This is a genomic window from Shewanella sediminis HAW-EB3 (assembly GCF_000018025.1).
GTDB lineage: Bacteria > Pseudomonadota > Gammaproteobacteria > Enterobacterales > Shewanellaceae > Shewanella > Shewanella sediminis.
The window spans coordinates 1,382,195-1,399,437 of sequence record NC_009831.1; the positions used below are offsets into that span (position 1 = coordinate 1,382,195).

Below are 17,243 nucleotides of genomic sequence, written 5' to 3' on the forward strand. Positions count from 1 at the left end.
GGGAAGCTATTTTCATTTGAGTCCTATCGCGTATAACCTAAAACCTAGGTTCTAGGAACTTTCCCCTTTACCCCATGAATTCTCCTCTTGTTAGCAGATCGCCCTTGATCTTATCTGAAACCACAGGCATAGTTAGCTTTAAGGTGTAATGGTGTAGCAGTACGCCTTTACGGGTTTAAGGTTGAGTACAGGTTAGCAATGTAGCGAAGCTCAAATTTTATATGTCATCAGGTGGTAAGCATGCAGCAAGATACAATTAATAATGTTCATATCAGTTCAGAGAAAGTATTAGTGACTCCACAGGAGTTAAAACTTGAGCTCCCTCTATCTGAACATGCCTATCATTATGTGTTAAATGCACGTAAGACTGTTGCCGATATCGTCCATAAACGTGATAACCGCGTGCTCATTGTCACCGGTCCCTGCTCAATCCATGATATTGCTTCGGCGAAAGAGTACGCACTTAAACTCAAGAAGCTTCATGATGAGCTCAGCGATGAGTTCTACATTCTTATGCGCGTATACTTCGAAAAGCCTCGCACAACGGTTGGTTGGAAAGGCATGATTAATGACCCGGATATGGATGAGTCATTCGACGTCGAAAAGGGGTTACGTCAGGCCAGAGAGTTGATGATCTACTTAGCCGAGCTTGGCCTGCCGGTGGCTACCGAAGCCTTAGACCCTATCAGCCCGCAGTACATGTCGGAGCTGGTTACCTGGTCGGCAATTGGGGCTCGTACCACTGAATCACAAACCCACAGAGAGATGGCGTCGGGTTTGTCTATGCCGGTTGGATTTAAAAATGGCACAGATGGCAAGCTTGGGGTGGCAATTAATGCTTTGGAATCTGCCGCCAGTGGTCATCGTTTCATGGGGATTAACCAGAAAGGACAAGTTGCCCTGTTGCAAACCGCGGGTAATCCTGACGGTCACGTGATCTTACGCGGTGGCAAAACACCTAACTATGATTCTGGAAGTGTTGCCGAGTGTGAGCGTCAGCTTCACAGTGCAAATCTTAATGCACGTTTAATCGTGGATTGTAGCCACGGAAATTCATCAAAGGATCATCGCAAGCAGAAGGGCGTCTGTGAAGATGTGTTTGGCCAAATTTCAGACGGCAATCAATCCATCATAGGCGTCATGTTAGAGAGTCACCTAAATGAGGGAAATCAGAGTAGCAATAAGCCCATGGACGAGCTCGATTACGGTGTATCTGTGACGGATGCCTGCATAGATTGGGAAACCACTGAGCAGATATTACGCGATGGTTCGGCCTTATTGTCTTCGGTTTTACCAACTCGATTTGATATGCTTAAGGTTGCCAACGCCTGAGTGGCTTGGGTATAACTGCTTTGAGTAGATATGTTCTCAATATCGCATGACTTTTTTTGTAATGGATAGATGATCGATGAATGAAAAAACAACGGCTGAACTGGAAAACTTAAGAGGCTTGATAGATGGTGTCGATCAACAGTTGATCCACCTCTTAAGGAAACGATTGGATTTAGTCGCTCAGGTTGGCGCGGTTAAACACGGGGCTGGTCTTCCTATCTATGCGCCACAACGTGAAGCGTCAATGTTGGCTAAGCGTCGGGGCGAAGCGCAGAAGATGGATGTCTCTCCTCAACTGATTGAGGATATATTGAGACGCTTGATGCGTGAGTCCTACCTCAATGAGAAGGATGTTGGCTTTAAACAAGTGAATCCGGATCTTGGTCATGTGGTCTTGGTCGGAGGAGAGGGAAAGCTAGGTGGTTTATTCGCTCAAATGCTGACGTTATCCGGATATCAGGTCAAAGTGCTGGATAAAGATGACTGGTGCAGAGCGACAGAAATTTTCGATGGAGCCGGGTTGGTGATAGTCACTGTCCCTATCGCTATCACATGCTCTCTGATAAAAGAGAAACTTACCCAGCTACCACAAGATTGTATTCTTGCCGACCTGACCTCTATTAAGGGAGAGCCTGTTAATGCAATGCTGGAGGCGCATAAAGGTCCTGTAGTCGGTTTACACCCAATGTTTGGACCCGATGTCGGTAGCTTAGCTAAACAGGTGGTCGTGGTATGTCATGGTCGTCGGAGTCAAGATTATCAATGGCTGCTCGAACAGATACAGATCTGGGGAGCCCGTCTCGTAGAAGCCGAGCCTGAGCGTCATGATAAGGCGATGCAACTGGTTCAGGCTATGCGCCACTTCTCCTCCTTCGTCTATGGGTTTAACCTCTACAAAGAGGAGGCAGACATTGAGTCTCTGTTGCAGTTTAGCTCACCCATCTATCGACTCGAGCTGGCGATGGTGGGTCGACTCTTTGCGCAAAGTCCGGAGCTGTATGCGGATATTATCTTTGCCCAAAAAGAGAGTCTTAAAGCAATCGGGGATTATTTAGATAATTATTCTCAGGCTCTGTCATTGCTGCAATCGGGTGATCGCGAGGCGTTTGTGTCTCAGTTCAAAGAGGTTGCACAATGGTTTGGAGATTTTGCTCCTCAATTCCAACGCGAGAGCCGGGCCATGTTGCAGTCGGTTAATGATATGAAGACTGACTAATTAACTTAAATTTAAATACTTTATATCTTTTTGAAAATTGGGAGCTAATGCTCCCTTTTTGTTTTCTACCACTATTTCTAATGTTTAGGATATTTATACCAGTTGCATTAAATAATTAACCAATTCAGAGCCCCTCAGGATTTTCAATTCAAGGCGCATTGATGAGGAAATGGTTACTCCCTTTTAAGTCAATGCAAAGCAGAAGTGGGAAGCCTGAGGGGTTCACTTCGTGCGAGTTTCAAAGCCCTTTATGCTGCACTGGATGCTTTCGATATAGAATAACTATTAGCTTCAATCATCCTACTTGCCTACAGGGCTTTGAATTCTCGCTGAATGGTCAGGTACTTAATGCAATTGGTATTATAATTCCCCTATATTTATTAGGGGAATGTGAAGTTGATCTACTTCATAGTTTTCATCATTAAAACAAATATTGCTTCGATGCTGACACTAATAGATTTATAATCGATTAAAACATGCAAATAAAAAGCATGATTAAAACCAGGAGCAGTCGTAATGTTTTGTATTCAGTGTGAACAAACAATTAGAACCCCAGCAGGAAATGGTTGTAGCTATTCTCAAGGAATGTGCGGAAAGCTTGCCGAAACTTCCGATCTACAAGATCTACTTATCTATGTACTTCAAGGTGTATCTGCCTATGCAGTAAAGGCTCGTGAGTTCGATATTATCGATCATGAGATCGACACCTTCGTTCCTAAGGCCTTCTTTGCTACCTTGACCAATGTTAACTTCGACGACGCCAGACTCGTCGAGTATGTTGAGCAAGCCAATGCTTACCGTGGCCGCTTGCAAGATGCCTATGAGACTGCATGTACCGCTAAAGGCGTGACTCCTGAACAGATGAGTGCTCCAGCACAATTAATTTTAGCCACTTCAAAGCCGGAGATGATCACTCAGGCTGCACAGGCTGCTCCGAATCGTGGCGACGTTCACGAAGATATTTTGGGCCTTCGCCTGTTATGTTTATACGGTCTGAAAGGTGCGGCTGCTTATATGGAGCATGCGCGCGTTCTTAGCCAGACTAATGATGAGGTTGCAGGTCAATTCCATGAGATCATGGCTTTTCTTGGTGAAGATTCAGTTGATGTCGATAAGCTTTTTGCTACATCAATGGAGATTGGCCAGTTAAACTACAAAGTGATGGCAATGCTGGATGAAGGTGAAACAGAATCCTTCGGCCACCCAGAGCCAACTCAAGTGAACACAGTTGCAGTAAAAGGTAAGGCTATCTTGGTTTCTGGCCATGATATGGTCGACCTTGAACTTATCCTTAAGCAAACTGAAGGTAAAGGCATCAACGTCTTTACTCACGGTGAGATGCTACCTGCATTGGCTTACCCTGAGTTTAAGAAGTATCCACATCTGGTGGGTAACTATGGTAGTGCTTGGCAGAACCAACAGAAAGAGTTTGCTAACTTCCCTGGTGCGGTAGTGATGACCTCTAACTGTATTATCGATCCGAACGTAGGTAGCTACGCAGACCGTATCTTCACTCGCAGTATCGTTGGCTGGCCTGGTGTGACTCACTTAGTGGGTGATGACTTTACTCCGGTTATCGAAAAAGCATTAGCGCTTGACGGCTTCATTTATGATGAGATCCCCCATCTTATCACCATAGGTTTTGCCCGAAATGCATTGATGGCAGCAGCTCCTGCTGTGATTGATAACGTGAAGAATGGTTCTATCAAGCACTTCTTCCTCGTCGGTGGTTGTGATGGTGATAAGGCTGAGCGTAGCTACTTCACCGATATTGCGACTCAGGCGCCAGATGATTCAGTGATTCTGACTCTGGGTTGTGGTAAGTATAAGTTTAATAAACTTGAGTTTGGTGATATCAACGGTATCCCGCGTCTTCTCGATATCGGCCAATGTAATGACTCCTACTCGGCTATTCAGCTTGCTATCGCTCTGTCTGAAGCATTTGAGTGTGAGATCAATGAGCTGCCATTGAGCATAGTGCTTTCATGGTTTGAGCAAAAGGCGATAGTTGTGTTGCTGACACTCTTGTCATTAGGCGTTAAGAATATTCGTACCGGTCCAACTCCTCCGGCGTTCTTAACCCCTAACCTGCTTAAAATATTGGAAGATAAGTTTGGTCTTCGTAATACAACGACCGTTGAAGAAGATCTTAAGACAATTTTAAACGTCGCTTAATCTGCAAGTGAATTAGCTGACCATGCCTTGTATTTTTGTCATTGAGACAGGTGCAAGCTGGTCAGTTAACTTTTCAATTTTTACCCCTCAATTTCGATATTTATAAATTTATGGGAACGTCATGACTACCGATACGATTTCAAAACCATATTCTGATGAGTTGCAGCTAACCTCTCCCAGTTGGCAACATGGGGACGTTGAACTTTTATGTGTAGAAAAATGGCACGAAACCCATGATGTGATTAGCTTTCGTTTTCAAGGTGCTCAACCGGTAAAGTTTCAGTTTAAGCCCGGCCAATTTTTAACGTTCAAGACCGAAATAGATGGACAGCTAACTTACCGTAGCTATACGATCTCTTCATCGCCCTCTCGTCCTTACTCTATCGTTGTGACGATTAAACGTATCGAAGGTGGAGTTGTGTCTAATCATTTAGCCGATTCACTCAATGTGGGTGATACCATCACAGCAACCGGGCCGGATGGCGTATTTAACCTGGTTGATATTAAAGCCGATAAGTTTTTGTTCTTGAGTGCCGGCAGCGGTATTACGCCTATGTATTCGATGTCTCGTTGGTTAACCGATACTCAGGTTGGAGCCGATATCGCCTTTCTGCATTGTGCTAAGAGTCCAGAAGATCTGATCTTTAAGTCTGATTTAGAAAGAATTAATCACAATAACCCGGCTTTCAAATTAAGTTTGATTCTTGAGTCCGGTGTAGAGCAAATAGGGAATAGGTTAGCCTGTGAGTCTGGCCGTATCAATGCCGATAACCTCAAGAGCTTAGTCGAAGATTTTCACCAGCGAACAATTTTTGTCTGTGGACCCGAACCTTTTATGAAAGGGGTCAAGTCTCTTTTAGAAGAGATAGGTTTCGATATGTCTATGTACCACCAGGAGAGTTTCGGTGGTGTCGCCGTGACCTCTGAGATGGACAATGGTACCGACTTAGGTGCAGTGACAGAGCAAACTGCTTTTATGCTCAGCATAGGCGAGCGTCGCAGAAGTATGAGCCAGGATCAGAGCTTACTCGAAGGGATTGAAGCCGAAGGGTTACCCATCATTGCAGCTTGCCGTTCCGGTGTTTGTGGGGCATGTAAGTGTCAGGTATTAGAGGGCGAGACCGAATCCAGTAGCCAAATGACACTGACAGCGGATGAAATTGCACAAGGTTATGTACTTGCTTGCTCTACAAAAATGAAGTCAGATATATCTCTGGCGCTGTAAAGCGTATAAAATTTTATATCTGCAGATTTGCGCTAAGCCCGGTGACAACGTATTGTTAAAGATGAGTGTTATCTGATTTTTTGCATACCTTGTCACTTTGGAGCTTATCTATGATATCGACAACCTCTCAGAGACTAGCCATAGACGATCCAAGCTTAGCGCATCTATTGTATGCGTTGATGACCGCTTTTCCGCTTCTTTTCCTTCCCACCCTATTGGGGCTTATCATTAACCTTGGGCAGAAGTCTTCCTCTGCAGGCGCGTTAGTTAGCTCTCATCTTCGCTGGCAGAGACGTTCGACAATCGGTTTTATGGTGTTGGGAGGAGTGGGCTTCTCTTTATCACAAATTTGGCTGAGTGCGATCATCTATCTGATTGCTACACTCTGGTTCTGCCATCGAATATTGAAAGGTTGGTTGAACTTAACCGATGGTGTTGCCATTTAGATCTTAAGATGTATTAAAAGAGAGGACTAAGCAGTCCTCTTTTTTATGCCTGTTTTTTACTGGTATAGGCTTCTGAGAATGTCACCGTTAGTGGTTAGTTCATCTGTAAAGGTGTCAGCAACAGATGAGAAGTTAAGGACCAAACCATCGGCGTTAAGCTGTTTTGCCGCTTTAGCGTGTGAAGAGAGAGTCTCAGCAGTGGATGCATAACTTGGGTTAACGAGTATCGGTAAGTGGCTTATCGCTTTGATGTCCACTAAGGCGGCTAAGTCCAGAGATGGCATAACCGAATCATTAAAGGTTCTGACACCCGATTCACACAGGATAACTTGCTGATTCCCTTGTTCCAAAATACTCTCGGCAGCCCCTAAGAACTCTTCTACACTCGCCATGGTGTTTCGCTCTAAAATCACGGGAATATGTAAGGATCCAATACGTTTAAGCAGCGCCAGATTATTCATCTGCTTTCCCGTTACAAGTAAAATGTTGCCATGCTCCGTTGCAAGTTTTAATTCGGCCTCATGTTCGATAGAAAGTATGCATTCGAGGTCAAATTGATGTAGCGCTTTTTTAAACTCGAGAACATTGGCCGTTGCATCTTGTTGTCGTGATAAACCTTCCAGCACAACTGCCTGAAATCCAGCCTCTTTTATTGATTTGGCCTTCTGGCTGTAGAGGGCATTATCTTGTGGTAATGAGATTAACGCGATTGCGCCAAACTGCTTATCCCCAACTTGCAATTGACCACTGGTGATTTGGGTCGCGTCTTGATTATACTTTTTGCAATATCTCACCTGTTTGTTTGTAGCGATAGGGGATTGCTCTGTTGAATCGCCGGCATGTTCGGCGCGGCTGGTATCGGGCTCAATCATCAGCTGACTATTTGAAAGCTGAGTTGGGCTAACCGTTTCGCAAGGGTAACAACCTAATACTTTGATGAAGCGAGTGATACGTTCAAGCTCTTTTAATGCGGACTGCATCGATTCACTGGAAAGGTTCGCATCGAGATCCAGATAAAACATCTCCTCCCATGGGGTACCGGGAATAGGGCGTGACTCGAGTTTACTCATATTCAGGTTATGGGCTTTAAGCACCAGCAAGGCTTCCACCAAGGCACCCGGTTTCTGTCCAGTCGCCATGATAAGTGTTGATTTCGCCGGAAGCTGCTCGGGTACGGCTATGGCTTTTCTGGCTACGACAATGAAACGGCTTTGGTTAATCTTTTGGTTAGCTAAGTCCTGGGCAATCGCTTCTAATTGATAGAGTGCGCCCCCTTCGGCGCTTCCAATGGCTGCGACTGTCGGGTCATCACTTTCTATGACCTTTTCCATCGCCTCTGCACTGCTGGAGCAATACTCAAGTTTAAATTCCGGATGCAGGCTTAGGTAGCGGCTACATTGACTAATGGGTTGAGGGTGAGCATATACCGTTTTGATTTTACTGACATTACCACTCGATTTGGCCAAAAGGCAGTGACCAACTTCAATGGTGGTCTCACCAACGATGGCTAAACTCGTATGCTGAAGTACATCATAAACTTCATTGATCGATCCCGATGATGTGTTTTCTATAGGCAGAAAACCATAGTCGGCGTGGCCGGACTCTACCGCCTGTACAATCTCATCGAAGCTTTTACAGCCTAGGTCTTGCATGTCAACCTGACGGCGATCGCAGTAGCGGTTGGCAGCAAGATATGAATAGGACCCCCTGGCGCCAAGGTAAGCCACACAGTATTGCTGCTTCTGAGTGTCCGGGTTTGCACGGCCCTGAAGATAAGCCTGTTGGTTAAGCACTGAGTCTTCGATAATACTCTGATAGAGAGAGATGACATAGTGTGCATCTAACCCCTGTTCCCGCCCTTGTTTGACGAGTCTGGCCAGCAACTCTTTCTCTCTTTGAGTATCTCTTATTGGCCGAATATCGACCTCTTTACTGCGAGCAACATCGAGGCTTAATTCGCGCCGCTTAGCCAGAAGAGCCAACAGATCTTTGTCTAATGCGGTTATCTGCTCACGTGTATGGTTCAAAGGCTGTGGTTTGTTCATGCTGTCCTCAATATCTTAACCAAATTTTGTTACAAAAAAGCCTCCCTAGTGGGAGGCTTTGGAATTTTCACTTTCGTTTTTACACCGAAACTCCGCCTCCCGAGATGGGTGGAATAAAAAAGAAAGTAAAAAAGTGAACGTTATATAATGTCATCACTATCAAAGTAAAGCCCGCGCTCTTTAGTGTCAATGAATAATTCAGATAATTAAAAATCAAGTTAGATGGGGATTTAAAGGTGAGGGTTTAAAAGCGAGTTAAAGGCATAAAAAAGCGCACCAGAGGTGCGCTTTGGGTGGAACAAAATAAAAAATCAAACTGCGAAATCCTCCTTTTAGTGCTTGAAACTCGTCACAATGCTTAACTTTTGAAAAGTGAAGCAGGATATCGGGTTCCTGTCTAATGAACGGTTTAATTCAGGCGGAGTCGCTGTTGTCAGCTAATGTCCGGTTGCATCGCTAATTATAAGCTGCGTACCGGTCTCTAGTCCGCCTGTGTACAGGTTTACATCTAACATCTTGCGTCTAACATCTTGCGTCTAACATCTTGCGTCTAACATCTTACGTCCAACATCTTACGTCCAACATCTTGCGTCTAACATCTTGCGTCTAACATCTTACGTCTAACATCTAACATCTAACATCTAACATCTAACATCTAACATCTAACATCTTACGTCTAACATCTATCTTCAAAGATATCTTACAAAGGGTGAAACTAAAACGACTATTTGGTATCGCTCCTTTTAGTTTTCGAAACCTATATCTGTCACTTCATGACCTCTTCATAAGGGAAGTGAGATCTCTAGGTTTGTACTCGGTCCAGCGTTATATGTTCAGGCGCGACTGCTGTTGTCAGCTTAGTGTCCTTATGCATCACTTGTAGAAAGTGGCATGTAGGGTTTTCATGTTCGCCTGTATAAAAACTTAAAACTGCTCTGGGCTCCTTTGGAATAATGAATCTTTAAAACTTCACCCTATATATAAGCGTAGCATGGTGAAGCGTTTCATGTGTTATTTCTAGGCGGAACACCCTGCTCCGCCGGATACCAGCTTATTAAGCTGCGTATTCCTCTTCTAAATCCAGCTCTGAATCCTTTTCAGGCGCTTCCTCTTGACGTTTGTGTGAGGAATTTCGCTGTGCTTCTGGCTTATGGGTGAGTTTATTCAACTGCTTCTCTAACTTTTGCCCCATCGCGTTAATCGCGCTATAAAGATCTTCATGTTTTGCTTGAGCGAAAAGCGTGCTATTCGGGATGCCGACGGAAGCTTCAATTTTAAAGAGTTGTTTCTCTTGAGTTATGATTACATGAGGATTAATCAACTGCACATCATGTCTGGAAAGCTTCTCTAGACGGGCTTCTATGCGTTCGCGGATAAGGGCAGTGACTTCAAGGTGTTTGCTTGTAATCTTTGTCATATGTCGAACCTTTTGTTGTTTCCTTGAATTCAGACTACCAATATCCCCCATGAAAGTCGTGATCTAAATCACGTTTTGTCAGCTGTTTTATGCCGTTCGTCTTTTATTTGATCACTTAAGCAAATTTCTAAAATAACTGCGATAAAACGCTTGAAAAGGAACTTAAACAGGCTCATATTCGAATAGATAAGTTTAGTTACTTTTTTTATTTGCCTCTCAAAACTGCTTCAAATATCATCAGCCACACTATTCATAAACGTCGTTCATTGAGTTTCAATTCGGGTCAGCAAATGCAAACAAAGATAAAAGTCTGGGATCTGCCTGTCAGGATCTTTCACTGGGGAATGATAGCCCTGTTAGGTGGACTTTGGTGGACAGCCGATGCCGGGGAGATGGAGTGGCATCAGGTGTTGGCCTATTGCCTTATGGTTTTCATTATTTTTCGTTTGGTGTGGGGCGTCGTGGGTAGCGATACTGCTCGATTCAGTCAATTTATAAAACACCCTAAAACCGTCTTAGGCTATCTGAAGCATACTAAGCAGCAGGGGGTATCGGCTAGCATAGGTCATAATCCGTTGGGCGGGTATATGGTAGTGGCTCTGATTGCTTTAGTGACGCTGCAACTCTCAACCGGATTATTTTCTACCGATGAGATTTTCACCGAGGGGCCTCTGTACTCATTTGTTTCTAGTGAAATCGGCGCCTCGATGAGTTGGCTACATAAAAAAATCTTTTATGTCATGCTTGGTTTTGCGGCTGTTCATCTCTTAGCCGTGATTTTCCATGGTATGAAAGGGGATAAGCTTGTGCGCCCTATGCTCAGCGGTTATAAGCAGGTGCCGGGGAAGCCGGATGTAGAGTTAACGTTTAAACCTTTATTGATGGCTTTGGTGTTATTGCTGGCCGTAGGTGGCGTGGTAACTAACTATTTAATCTGGCCGATAATTAATATGCTGTAGCTACGAGCTACGGTGTCCCATGTAGGAGAGGCTTTAGCCGCGAATCATTCTTAGAGCTACCAGCAATTTAGCTGGTAGCTTTCATTGCTCAGTCTCGAGCACAATTTGAATAGCGTTTTAGTCTTTTTTATACACGTCGTGACAGCCTTTACAGTTCTTAGCTGTTTTCATAAAGGCTTGTTTAATTGCTTTCCTGTCGTCTGACTTAGCGGCAATGGCGAGCGCGGCTGAATCTTGCTGAAGTTGTTTCATCTTGGCATCGAAGTCAGACTTTTCAGTCCAGATCTTAGATAGAGCTCCAGTTTCCCCTTTGTCAGAACCTGCAATGAATCCTTCTAAGGGAAGCTTAGATAATGCAGCTACATTTTCTGCGCGCAGGCTGAAGACTTGAGCATCGAATGGCTTCTTTCCTTTTAACATGGCACCCATGTCACCAAAGTTATATGCCATCAGGCTAAATGCTGATTGACGATAGTGAATGGCATCATCGGTTTCTTTGAAATTGTTTGCTTGTGCTGTAGTCGCTAAAACAGAGCCTGTAATACAGGCGAGAATGGCTATTTTCAGATTTTTTTTCATTATATCGTTCTCACGTTTTCTTATGGTTGTGTGACATTGCTCCTCCATTGTATTCTTTTTCTATATCGATATACCATCCAAATTTTCAAGCGTTTACATGTAAAGATGCAACAAATTATGACAGTTACTCAGTCAGAATTTTGCTTCAGTAATAGGGAAGAACAGCGGTAAATGGTTTGGATTTGCTTCGATACTTGGTAGACTATCTGTAATGCTATACCAGTACGTTGGAGTGGAAATGAGAGCTGAATGGGGACTTGTGTTAGAGAAAGTGGTAAATCACCATGATCACAACGCATTGTTGGAACTGTTTGAATTATTGCTGACAGAAGATGAACGCAGTGCTATCGCTGGTCGACTTAAGGTTTTTCAAGCATTGCTTAAAGGGGAGATGAGCCAGCGTCAGATAGCTTGTGAATTTCAAATTAGTATTGCGACCATTACGCGCTGCTCAAACTACCTTAAACATATGTCAGCTGAGCAGCGAGAAAAAATTAAGCATTTGATATTAGAGTAAAGATCACATATTCGGATAGCATTGTGAGTTCGAAAGGCTATGACGTCTGTTTGAGGAACGTTGAATTAAAATGTAGAGGGAGTAAACCATTAAGCCTGTTCCTATCATTGCTCCAAACTTAGTTGGATATAGTTTAAATACCACTGTCGCTGTGAATAGATAGATAAAGGGAACAAAATTATAGAGTGAGGCGGGGATTTTACCTGGTTTTCGTTTTCGCACTGGATCCGTACGTCTGTTTTGTGAACGCATATTATAGATTTTTGCACCTAGTGCAAAAACGACCATTGCAAAGAAGATTGCTGCTTTCTGTTCCAACATCAAGATGCAGGCACTGCCAATGGAAATATAGCTAAAGGGTAGGGCTTCATAAACTGATTTGGCGATCATAAACATTCCTTTGTCTGAATCACAACAATCCATTGCGAGTAAGCATTAGTGCATTATATAAGCACTAACGGATTATAGATGAAAAAAAGCCCGTTACACTATTTAAGTGTTACGGGCTTAGATTGATTTAATATGAGTAGCTACTAAACAATAACTCTCTCATCTAAATTCTATGACACGAATTAGTGTCTGCAGCCGCAACCGCCATTACCGTCACAGCCTTCTTTAGCTGGCTCGTCATGCTTGTCGCTGCAGCAGCCACCTTCATGGCTATGTTCATGGTCTGAACCGCCACAACAACCGCCTTCATGGCTGTGCTCGTGACCACCTTCTGATCCGCAACCGCCATGTGCATGGATATGACCGTGAGCGATCTCTTCAGCTGTAGCTTCACGAACATCAAGAACTTCGACGTCAAAGGTCAGAGATTGACCGGCTAATGGATGGTTACCATCGACAACGACAATATCATCTTTCACTTCTTTAACTTGAACCGGGCGTTGGCCCATTTCAGTTTCTGCGATAAAGCGCATACCAGGAACGATGTCCTGAATATCGCCGAATGCACTCAATGGTACTTCTTGCTTTAAACCATCATGATATGGACCGTAGCCATTTTCAGCACTAACAGACACCTCAAGTTTATCACCGGCAACCTTGCCTTCAAGTTGAGACTCAAGGCCAGGGATCATATTTTCTGCCCCATGCAGGTAGAGCATTGGCTCGCCTTCAAAAGAGTCTTCGATCAATTCGCCTTTTGCGTTTGATAAACGGTAATGAATGCTTACAGCACTGTGTTGAGTGATTTTCATGTCGCCTCCAATTCAGAATGTGCGCGCATTCTATCTTGCTTTTTAATTGTTGGCGATGATTTGCATCAGCTTATGCGGTCGAGTTCACCTTAGATAACTCATTTTATGCTGTATAGGAAAGAGAAGGCTTTTCAATTAGCAGAATATTTAGGTGATTCGTTGGAATATTTAGTCATAATTGATGCGGTAGAATTCATCTGTTCTTGTATATGAGAATGGGTGAAAAAATCTATTTCGGTATGTTGGTAAGCACATTGTCGCCAACTCAATTTTTTATCATATTTTTACGGCTTTCCTGTTTTAAACTTAGATAAAGCTATAATTTAACAGTCTTGTACAGCTGGCGCTTACGTTTACGTAACTTGTGAAGTTGTCAAGTTAACTCATTCGATATCAGTAATATTGCTTGTTAATATTTTCTCACCTATGGATAAGGTGCTGTGATGATGCGAACCGAGTTTTTTTTAAAGAGTTGCGAATAAGGGGTTGACATCAACCCAAGAAAAAAGCAATTCTGTATCCATCGAATTTTAAACTCTTTTGGATGAAGTGATTTTCAAATGCATTGCCTGAATACAGTTGTAACCACCATTATTACAACCACCACGATTATTTTCGTGGGGGCAGGCTGAACACACTCTGAAAGAATGTAAATAATAGCCCGCTCCCATAACAAGGAGCGGGCTTTTTTGTTTCTTAGGTAGCGTGGTACAAGGAGATAGTATGAAAGTAATGAAGTTTGGTGGTACCTCGCTGGCAAATTGGCAACGATTTAATACGGCAGCAGATATCGTGGTCGATACCGCTAAGAGCGAGTCGGTTGCAGTGGTTTTGTCAGCACCGGCGACGGTAACCAATGGTTTGCTTGAGATGGTCGATGTTGCGGTTAGCGGCGAAGACTTCAAACCCGTTTTATCGGGTGTTGAACAGGTATTCAGCTCCTTGTATCAGAGTGCCTCCTCTGTTTTACAGTCCGGGCAAGTGACCCCTTTAATGGAGCGTCTGTCTCAGCAACTTAGTCACTGGGAAAACAAATTACTTGGCATCAGTCTTTTAAAAGAATGTCCCGATTTTGTTCGCGCCGATATTCTGGTTGGTGGAGAAAAACTTTCCGCTGCCCTTATGACGCAATTAATGGTTGCCAAAGGTCTCAGCTCTAACGTTTTTGAGCCACAATCTCTGTTTCTTGCTTCGGGTGACCCATTAGAATCTGTGGTCGATATCGAGTCGAGTAAGGCACGCTTCAAGCGAGTAGCACTAGATGAATATCGTGTCTGGGTGATGCCGGGCTTTACCGCCGGTGATAAAGAGGGTCGCACTGTCACACTCGGAAGGAATGGTTCTGATTACTCTGCTGCGGTTTTATCGGCATGTTTAGATGCCAGCTGTTGTGAAATCTGGACAGATGTTGACGGCGTCTATAATACCGACCCCCGAGTGGTTACCGATGCGAAATTACTTTCTCAGTTAAGCTACCAAGAGGCGATGGAGCTTTCCTATTTTGGTGCTAAGGTATTGCATCCAAAAACAATCTCACCTATCGCCCAGTACCATATTCCATGCTATATCAGAAATAGCTTTAATCCAAAGGCTCCAGGAACGCTTGTTTCGAATGAAGCAGATGAAAGTGGCTTGAATGTAAAGGCCATCTCGAATTTAGATGAGCAAACTATGTTTGATATTTCGGGACCCGGAATGAAAGGCATGGTGGGCATGGCGAGCCGTACTCTCGGCGCCATCTCGCGTTCGGGGATCTCCATCTCTCTAATAACTCAAAGCTCCTCTGAATATAGCATCAGCTTTTGTGTGGCGACTCAAGATGCCGCTAAGGCAAAAGAATCTCTGGAGCTGGAGTTTGAACTGGAATTAAAGAGTGAAATTCTTGAACCAATAGAGATGAGGCATGAGTTAGCCATTGTCTCGTTAATTGGGGATGGAATGCGGACCCATAAAGGCGTTGCGGGTAAGTTTTTCCAGGCATTGGCTCAAGCGACAGTTAATATCGTCGCTATCGCTCAGGGATCCTCAGAACGTTCAATATCAACGGTTATCGAACAGCGCAAAACCAAGCATGCGATTTCGGCCTGTCATCAAAGCTTTTTCGATGTTCAACATTATCTCGACGTGTTCTTAGTTGGCTGCGGTAATGTTGGCGCCGGTTTACTCGAGCAGATAAAGCAGCAGGCAGAAATGTTGAAACAGCAACACATCACCATTCGTGTGTGTGGTATTGCTAACTCCAGGCATATGCTGCTCGATGCCAAAGGCGTAGATCTCAGCGGATGGCAGAGTCTGTTGTCAGATTGTCAAACTGAGTGCGATCTGGACCTGATGCTTAAGTGGGCTAAAGAACAGCAACTGCTTAATCCTGTGTTGGTTGACTGTACCTCCAGTGAGTATGTATCGGATAAATATCTGGATGTGATGAATGCCGGTTTGCATGTCGTCACACCCAATAAAAAAGCGAATACCCGGGATATAGAATATTACCGCGCACTACGTGCGACGGCATTGAAACAGCGCAGACAGTTCCTTTATGAAACAACAGTAGGGGCTGGCTTACCTGTGATAGATAACTTGAAAAAACTGTTGTTCGCCGGGGATAAGTTACTCAAATTTAATGGCATCTTATCCGGCTCGCTCTCCTATATATTCGGCATGCTCGATGAGGGAATGACACTCTCGGAGGCGACAGGTATTGCCAGAGATAAGTGTTTTACTGAGCCCGATCCACGCGATGACTTAAGTGGTATGGATGTCGCGAGAAAGGTACTTATCCTGGCCCGTGAAGTGGGTTTAGATTTAGAGCTAGATGATATTAACATCGAGTCTGTGTTACCAGATTCTTTTGATGCCGATGGTGATGTTGAGACTTTCATGGTGAACCTGCCAAAGCTCGATCAGCAGATCGCACTCTGGGTAGAGAAGGCCCGCAGTGAAGGTAAAGTTCTTAGGTATGTGGGGCAGATCGATGATGATGGTTGCCGCGTTAAAATAGCCGAAGTCGATGCAAGCGACCCACTGTATAGTGTTAAAGGCGGTGAGAACGCACTGGCATTCTATAGCCGTTACTATCAGCCGATTCCCTTTGTGCTGAGAGGCTATGGTGCAGGAACTGACGTTACCGCTGCCGGGGCATTTGCCGATCTACTGAGAACATTAAACTGGACGCGGGAGATGAGCTCATGAGTCTGACTGTATATGCACCGGCTTCTATGGGTAATGTCGGAGTAGGCTTCGATCTGCTCGGTGCGGCGCTCGCTCCGATAGATGGCATTCTGCTCGGAGATCGAGTCAGTATCTCATCGGCCGATAGTGGCATTAATTTGTCTCTTGCCGGTCGATGGGCTGAGAAGCTACCACAAGATCCGCAAGAAAATATTGTTTATCAATGTGCTGAGTTCTTTCTCGAGCAGCTGGGTAAAGAGGAGGGGCTTTCACTCACATTAGAGAAAAACCTTCCCGTAGGCAGCGGCTTGGGGTCGAGCGCAAGCTCAGTCGTAGCGGCGCTTTATGCACTGAATGAATATTTTGATTCCCCCTATAATGAACAAGAACTATTGAGATTGATGGGGAAGTTTGAGGGCAAGATTAGCGGCTCAGTTCATTATGATAATGTCGCTCCATGTTACTTAGGTGGAATGCAGTTGATGCTGGATACCCCTGAGAGGGTGTGTGATGCCATTCCGACATTTGAGAACTGGTATTGGGTTGTTGCATACCCAGGGATCTCACTATCAACCGCCAAAATGCGTGAGTTATTACCGAGTAAATACGATAAGTCTGTGGCAATCGATTTTGGCCGTTATCTTAGCGCATTTGTTCATGCGTCATATCGTCAAGATCCCACGATGGCAATTTCAGTGCTGAAAGATGTATTGGCCGAGCCCTACCGAGCGTCGGCTATTCCCGGTTATGAAGAGTCAAGAGCTGCACTCGCAAAGATTGGCATGCTAACGACCGGAATTTCCGGTAGTGGTCCCACTCTGTTTTCTGTCACGGACAGCTTAGACACGGCAAACAAAGCGCAGGAATGGCTTGAGCAGAATTACTTGGAGCAAGGGGGATTTTCCCATATCTGTAAAATAGATGCTCAAGGTGCCCGTTCAACGGAAGATATCTAGCCGATA

Annotated in this window: 14 protein-coding genes and 1 other annotated feature; of the genes, 9 read left to right on the forward strand and 5 right to left on the reverse strand. The window is 44.4% G+C overall.

Annotated elements, in window-relative coordinates; genetic code table 11:
* Positions 1-240: 240 nt before the first annotated feature.
* The 5 genes from SSED_RS05970 to SSED_RS05990 all read left to right on the forward strand — a co-directional run bounded on the left by SSED_RS05970 (position 241) and on the right by SSED_RS05990 (position 6,394).
* Positions 241-1,332, forward strand: a complete 1,092-nt coding sequence (locus SSED_RS05970; protein ID WP_012141510.1) for a 3-deoxy-7-phosphoheptulonate synthase — start codon at positions 241-243, stop codon at positions 1,330-1,332.
* Between the two features lie 76 nt (positions 1,333-1,408).
* A complete protein-coding gene (tyrA, locus tag SSED_RS05975) occupies positions 1,409-2,548 on the forward strand; it encodes a bifunctional chorismate mutase/prephenate dehydrogenase (protein ID WP_012141511.1) in 1,140 nt (379 codons plus the stop codon).
* A 516-nt stretch (positions 2,549-3,064) separates the two neighbouring features.
* A complete protein-coding gene (gene hcp, locus SSED_RS05980; protein ID WP_012141512.1) occupies positions 3,065-4,723 on the forward strand; it encodes a hydroxylamine reductase in 1,659 nt (552 codons plus the stop codon).
* Between the two features lie 121 nt (positions 4,724-4,844).
* Positions 4,845-5,948: an FAD-binding oxidoreductase gene (locus SSED_RS05985; RefSeq protein ID WP_012141513.1), complete on the forward strand. Its 1,104-nt coding sequence runs from the start codon at positions 4,845-4,847 to the stop codon at positions 5,946-5,948.
* Positions 5,949-6,058: 110 nt separating this feature from the next.
* Positions 6,059-6,394 (forward strand): hypothetical protein, encoded by a 336-nt coding sequence (locus SSED_RS05990; protein WP_012141514.1) that lies wholly within the window; start codon positions 6,059-6,061, stop codon positions 6,392-6,394.
* Between the two features lie 56 nt (positions 6,395-6,450).
* On the opposite strand, the gene SSED_RS05995 is transcribed toward SSED_RS05990, so the two are convergent.
* Entirely contained in the window at positions 6,451-8,439 is a 1,989-nt protein-coding gene (locus tag SSED_RS05995; protein WP_012141515.1) for a chorismate mutase, read from the reverse strand.
* 30 nt (positions 8,440-8,469) lie between these two features.
* Positions 8,470-8,591: a sequence feature (Phe leader region), on the reverse strand.
* A 902-nt stretch (positions 8,592-9,493) separates the two neighbouring features.
* Positions 9,494-9,856 carry a ribosome hibernation-promoting factor, HPF/YfiA family gene (gene hpf / locus SSED_RS06000; protein WP_012141516.1) on the reverse strand — a complete coding sequence of 121 codons (363 nt, stop codon included), beginning with the start codon at positions 9,854-9,856 and terminating at the stop codon, positions 9,494-9,496.
* Positions 9,857-10,146: 290 nt separating this feature from the next.
* Here hpf and SSED_RS06005 point away from each other — a divergent pair, with 290 nt between their 5' ends.
* Positions 10,147-10,815 (forward strand): cytochrome b/b6 domain-containing protein, encoded by a 669-nt coding sequence (locus SSED_RS06005; protein ID WP_012141517.1) that lies wholly within the window; start codon positions 10,147-10,149, stop codon positions 10,813-10,815.
* 117 nt (positions 10,816-10,932) lie between these two features.
* Here SSED_RS06005 and SSED_RS06010 read toward each other — a convergent pair whose 3' ends face one another.
* Entirely contained in the window at positions 10,933-11,394 is a 462-nt protein-coding gene (locus SSED_RS06010; RefSeq protein WP_012141518.1) for a c-type cytochrome, read from the reverse strand.
* Between the two features lie 238 nt (positions 11,395-11,632).
* Here SSED_RS06010 and trpR point away from each other — a divergent pair, with 238 nt between their 5' ends.
* Complete coding sequence (gene trpR / locus SSED_RS06015) at positions 11,633-11,911, forward strand: trp operon repressor (protein WP_012141519.1); 279 nt, start codon at positions 11,633-11,635, stop codon at positions 11,909-11,911.
* Between the two features lie 3 nt (positions 11,912-11,914).
* Here the strand turns inward: trpR and SSED_RS06020 are convergent, their stop codons facing one another.
* Both SSED_RS06020 and slyD read right to left on the reverse strand, forming a co-directional pair.
* Positions 11,915-12,301: a hypothetical protein gene (locus tag SSED_RS06020; protein ID WP_012141520.1), complete on the reverse strand. Its 387-nt coding sequence runs from the start codon at positions 12,299-12,301 to the stop codon at positions 11,915-11,917.
* A gap of 182 nt (positions 12,302-12,483) precedes the next feature.
* Positions 12,484-13,113, reverse strand: coding sequence for a peptidylprolyl isomerase (slyD, locus tag SSED_RS06025; protein WP_012141521.1), 630 nt, complete (start codon positions 13,111-13,113; stop codon positions 12,484-12,486).
* 723 nt (positions 13,114-13,836) lie between these two features.
* Between slyD and thrA the strand changes: the two genes are divergently transcribed.
* Together thrA and thrB are read left to right on the forward strand one after the other, a co-directional pair.
* Entirely contained in the window at positions 13,837-16,302 is a 2,466-nt protein-coding gene (thrA, locus tag SSED_RS06030; protein WP_012141522.1) for a bifunctional aspartate kinase/homoserine dehydrogenase I, read from the forward strand.
* Positions 16,299-17,237 carry a homoserine kinase gene (thrB, locus tag SSED_RS06035; RefSeq protein WP_012141523.1) on the forward strand — a complete coding sequence of 313 codons (939 nt, stop codon included), beginning with the start codon at positions 16,299-16,301 and terminating at the stop codon, positions 17,235-17,237. Before thrA ends, thrB begins: the two co-directional genes overlap by 4 nt.
* Positions 17,238-17,243: the final 6 nt, after the last annotated feature.

Bases quoted from the DNA above. Each gene is read 5' to 3' on its own strand.
- SSED_RS05970 (WP_012141510.1), top strand. From the start codon at position 241: ATGCAGCAAGATACAATTAATAATGTTCATATCAGTTCAGAGAAAGTA.
- tyrA (WP_012141511.1), top strand. From the start codon at position 1,409: ATGAATGAAAAAACAACGGCTGAACTGGAAAACTTAAGAGGCTTGATA.
- hcp (WP_012141512.1), top strand. From the start codon at position 3,065: ATGTTTTGTATTCAGTGTGAACAAACAATTAGAACCCCAGCAGGAAAT.
- SSED_RS05985 (WP_012141513.1), top strand. From the start codon at position 4,845: ATGACTACCGATACGATTTCAAAACCATATTCTGATGAGTTGCAGCTA.
- SSED_RS05990 (WP_012141514.1), top strand. From the start codon at position 6,059: ATGATATCGACAACCTCTCAGAGACTAGCCATAGACGATCCAAGCTTA.
- SSED_RS05995 (WP_012141515.1), bottom strand. From the start codon at position 8,439: ATGAACAAACCACAGCCTTTGAACCATACACGTGAGCAGATAACCGCA.
- hpf (WP_012141516.1), bottom strand. From the start codon at position 9,856: ATGACAAAGATTACAAGCAAACACCTTGAAGTCACTGCCCTTATCCGC.
- SSED_RS06005 (WP_012141517.1), top strand. From the start codon at position 10,147: ATGCAAACAAAGATAAAAGTCTGGGATCTGCCTGTCAGGATCTTTCAC.
- SSED_RS06010 (WP_012141518.1), bottom strand. From the start codon at position 11,394: ATGAAAAAAAATCTGAAAATAGCCATTCTCGCCTGTATTACAGGCTCT.
- trpR (WP_012141519.1), top strand. From the start codon at position 11,633: ATGAGAGCTGAATGGGGACTTGTGTTAGAGAAAGTGGTAAATCACCAT.
- SSED_RS06020 (WP_012141520.1), bottom strand. From the start codon at position 12,301: ATGATCGCCAAATCAGTTTATGAAGCCCTACCCTTTAGCTATATTTCC.
- slyD (WP_012141521.1), bottom strand. From the start codon at position 13,113: ATGAAAATCACTCAACACAGTGCTGTAAGCATTCATTACCGTTTATCA.
- thrA (WP_012141522.1), top strand. From the start codon at position 13,837: ATGAAAGTAATGAAGTTTGGTGGTACCTCGCTGGCAAATTGGCAACGA.
- thrB (WP_012141523.1), top strand. From the start codon at position 16,299: ATGAGTCTGACTGTATATGCACCGGCTTCTATGGGTAATGTCGGAGTA.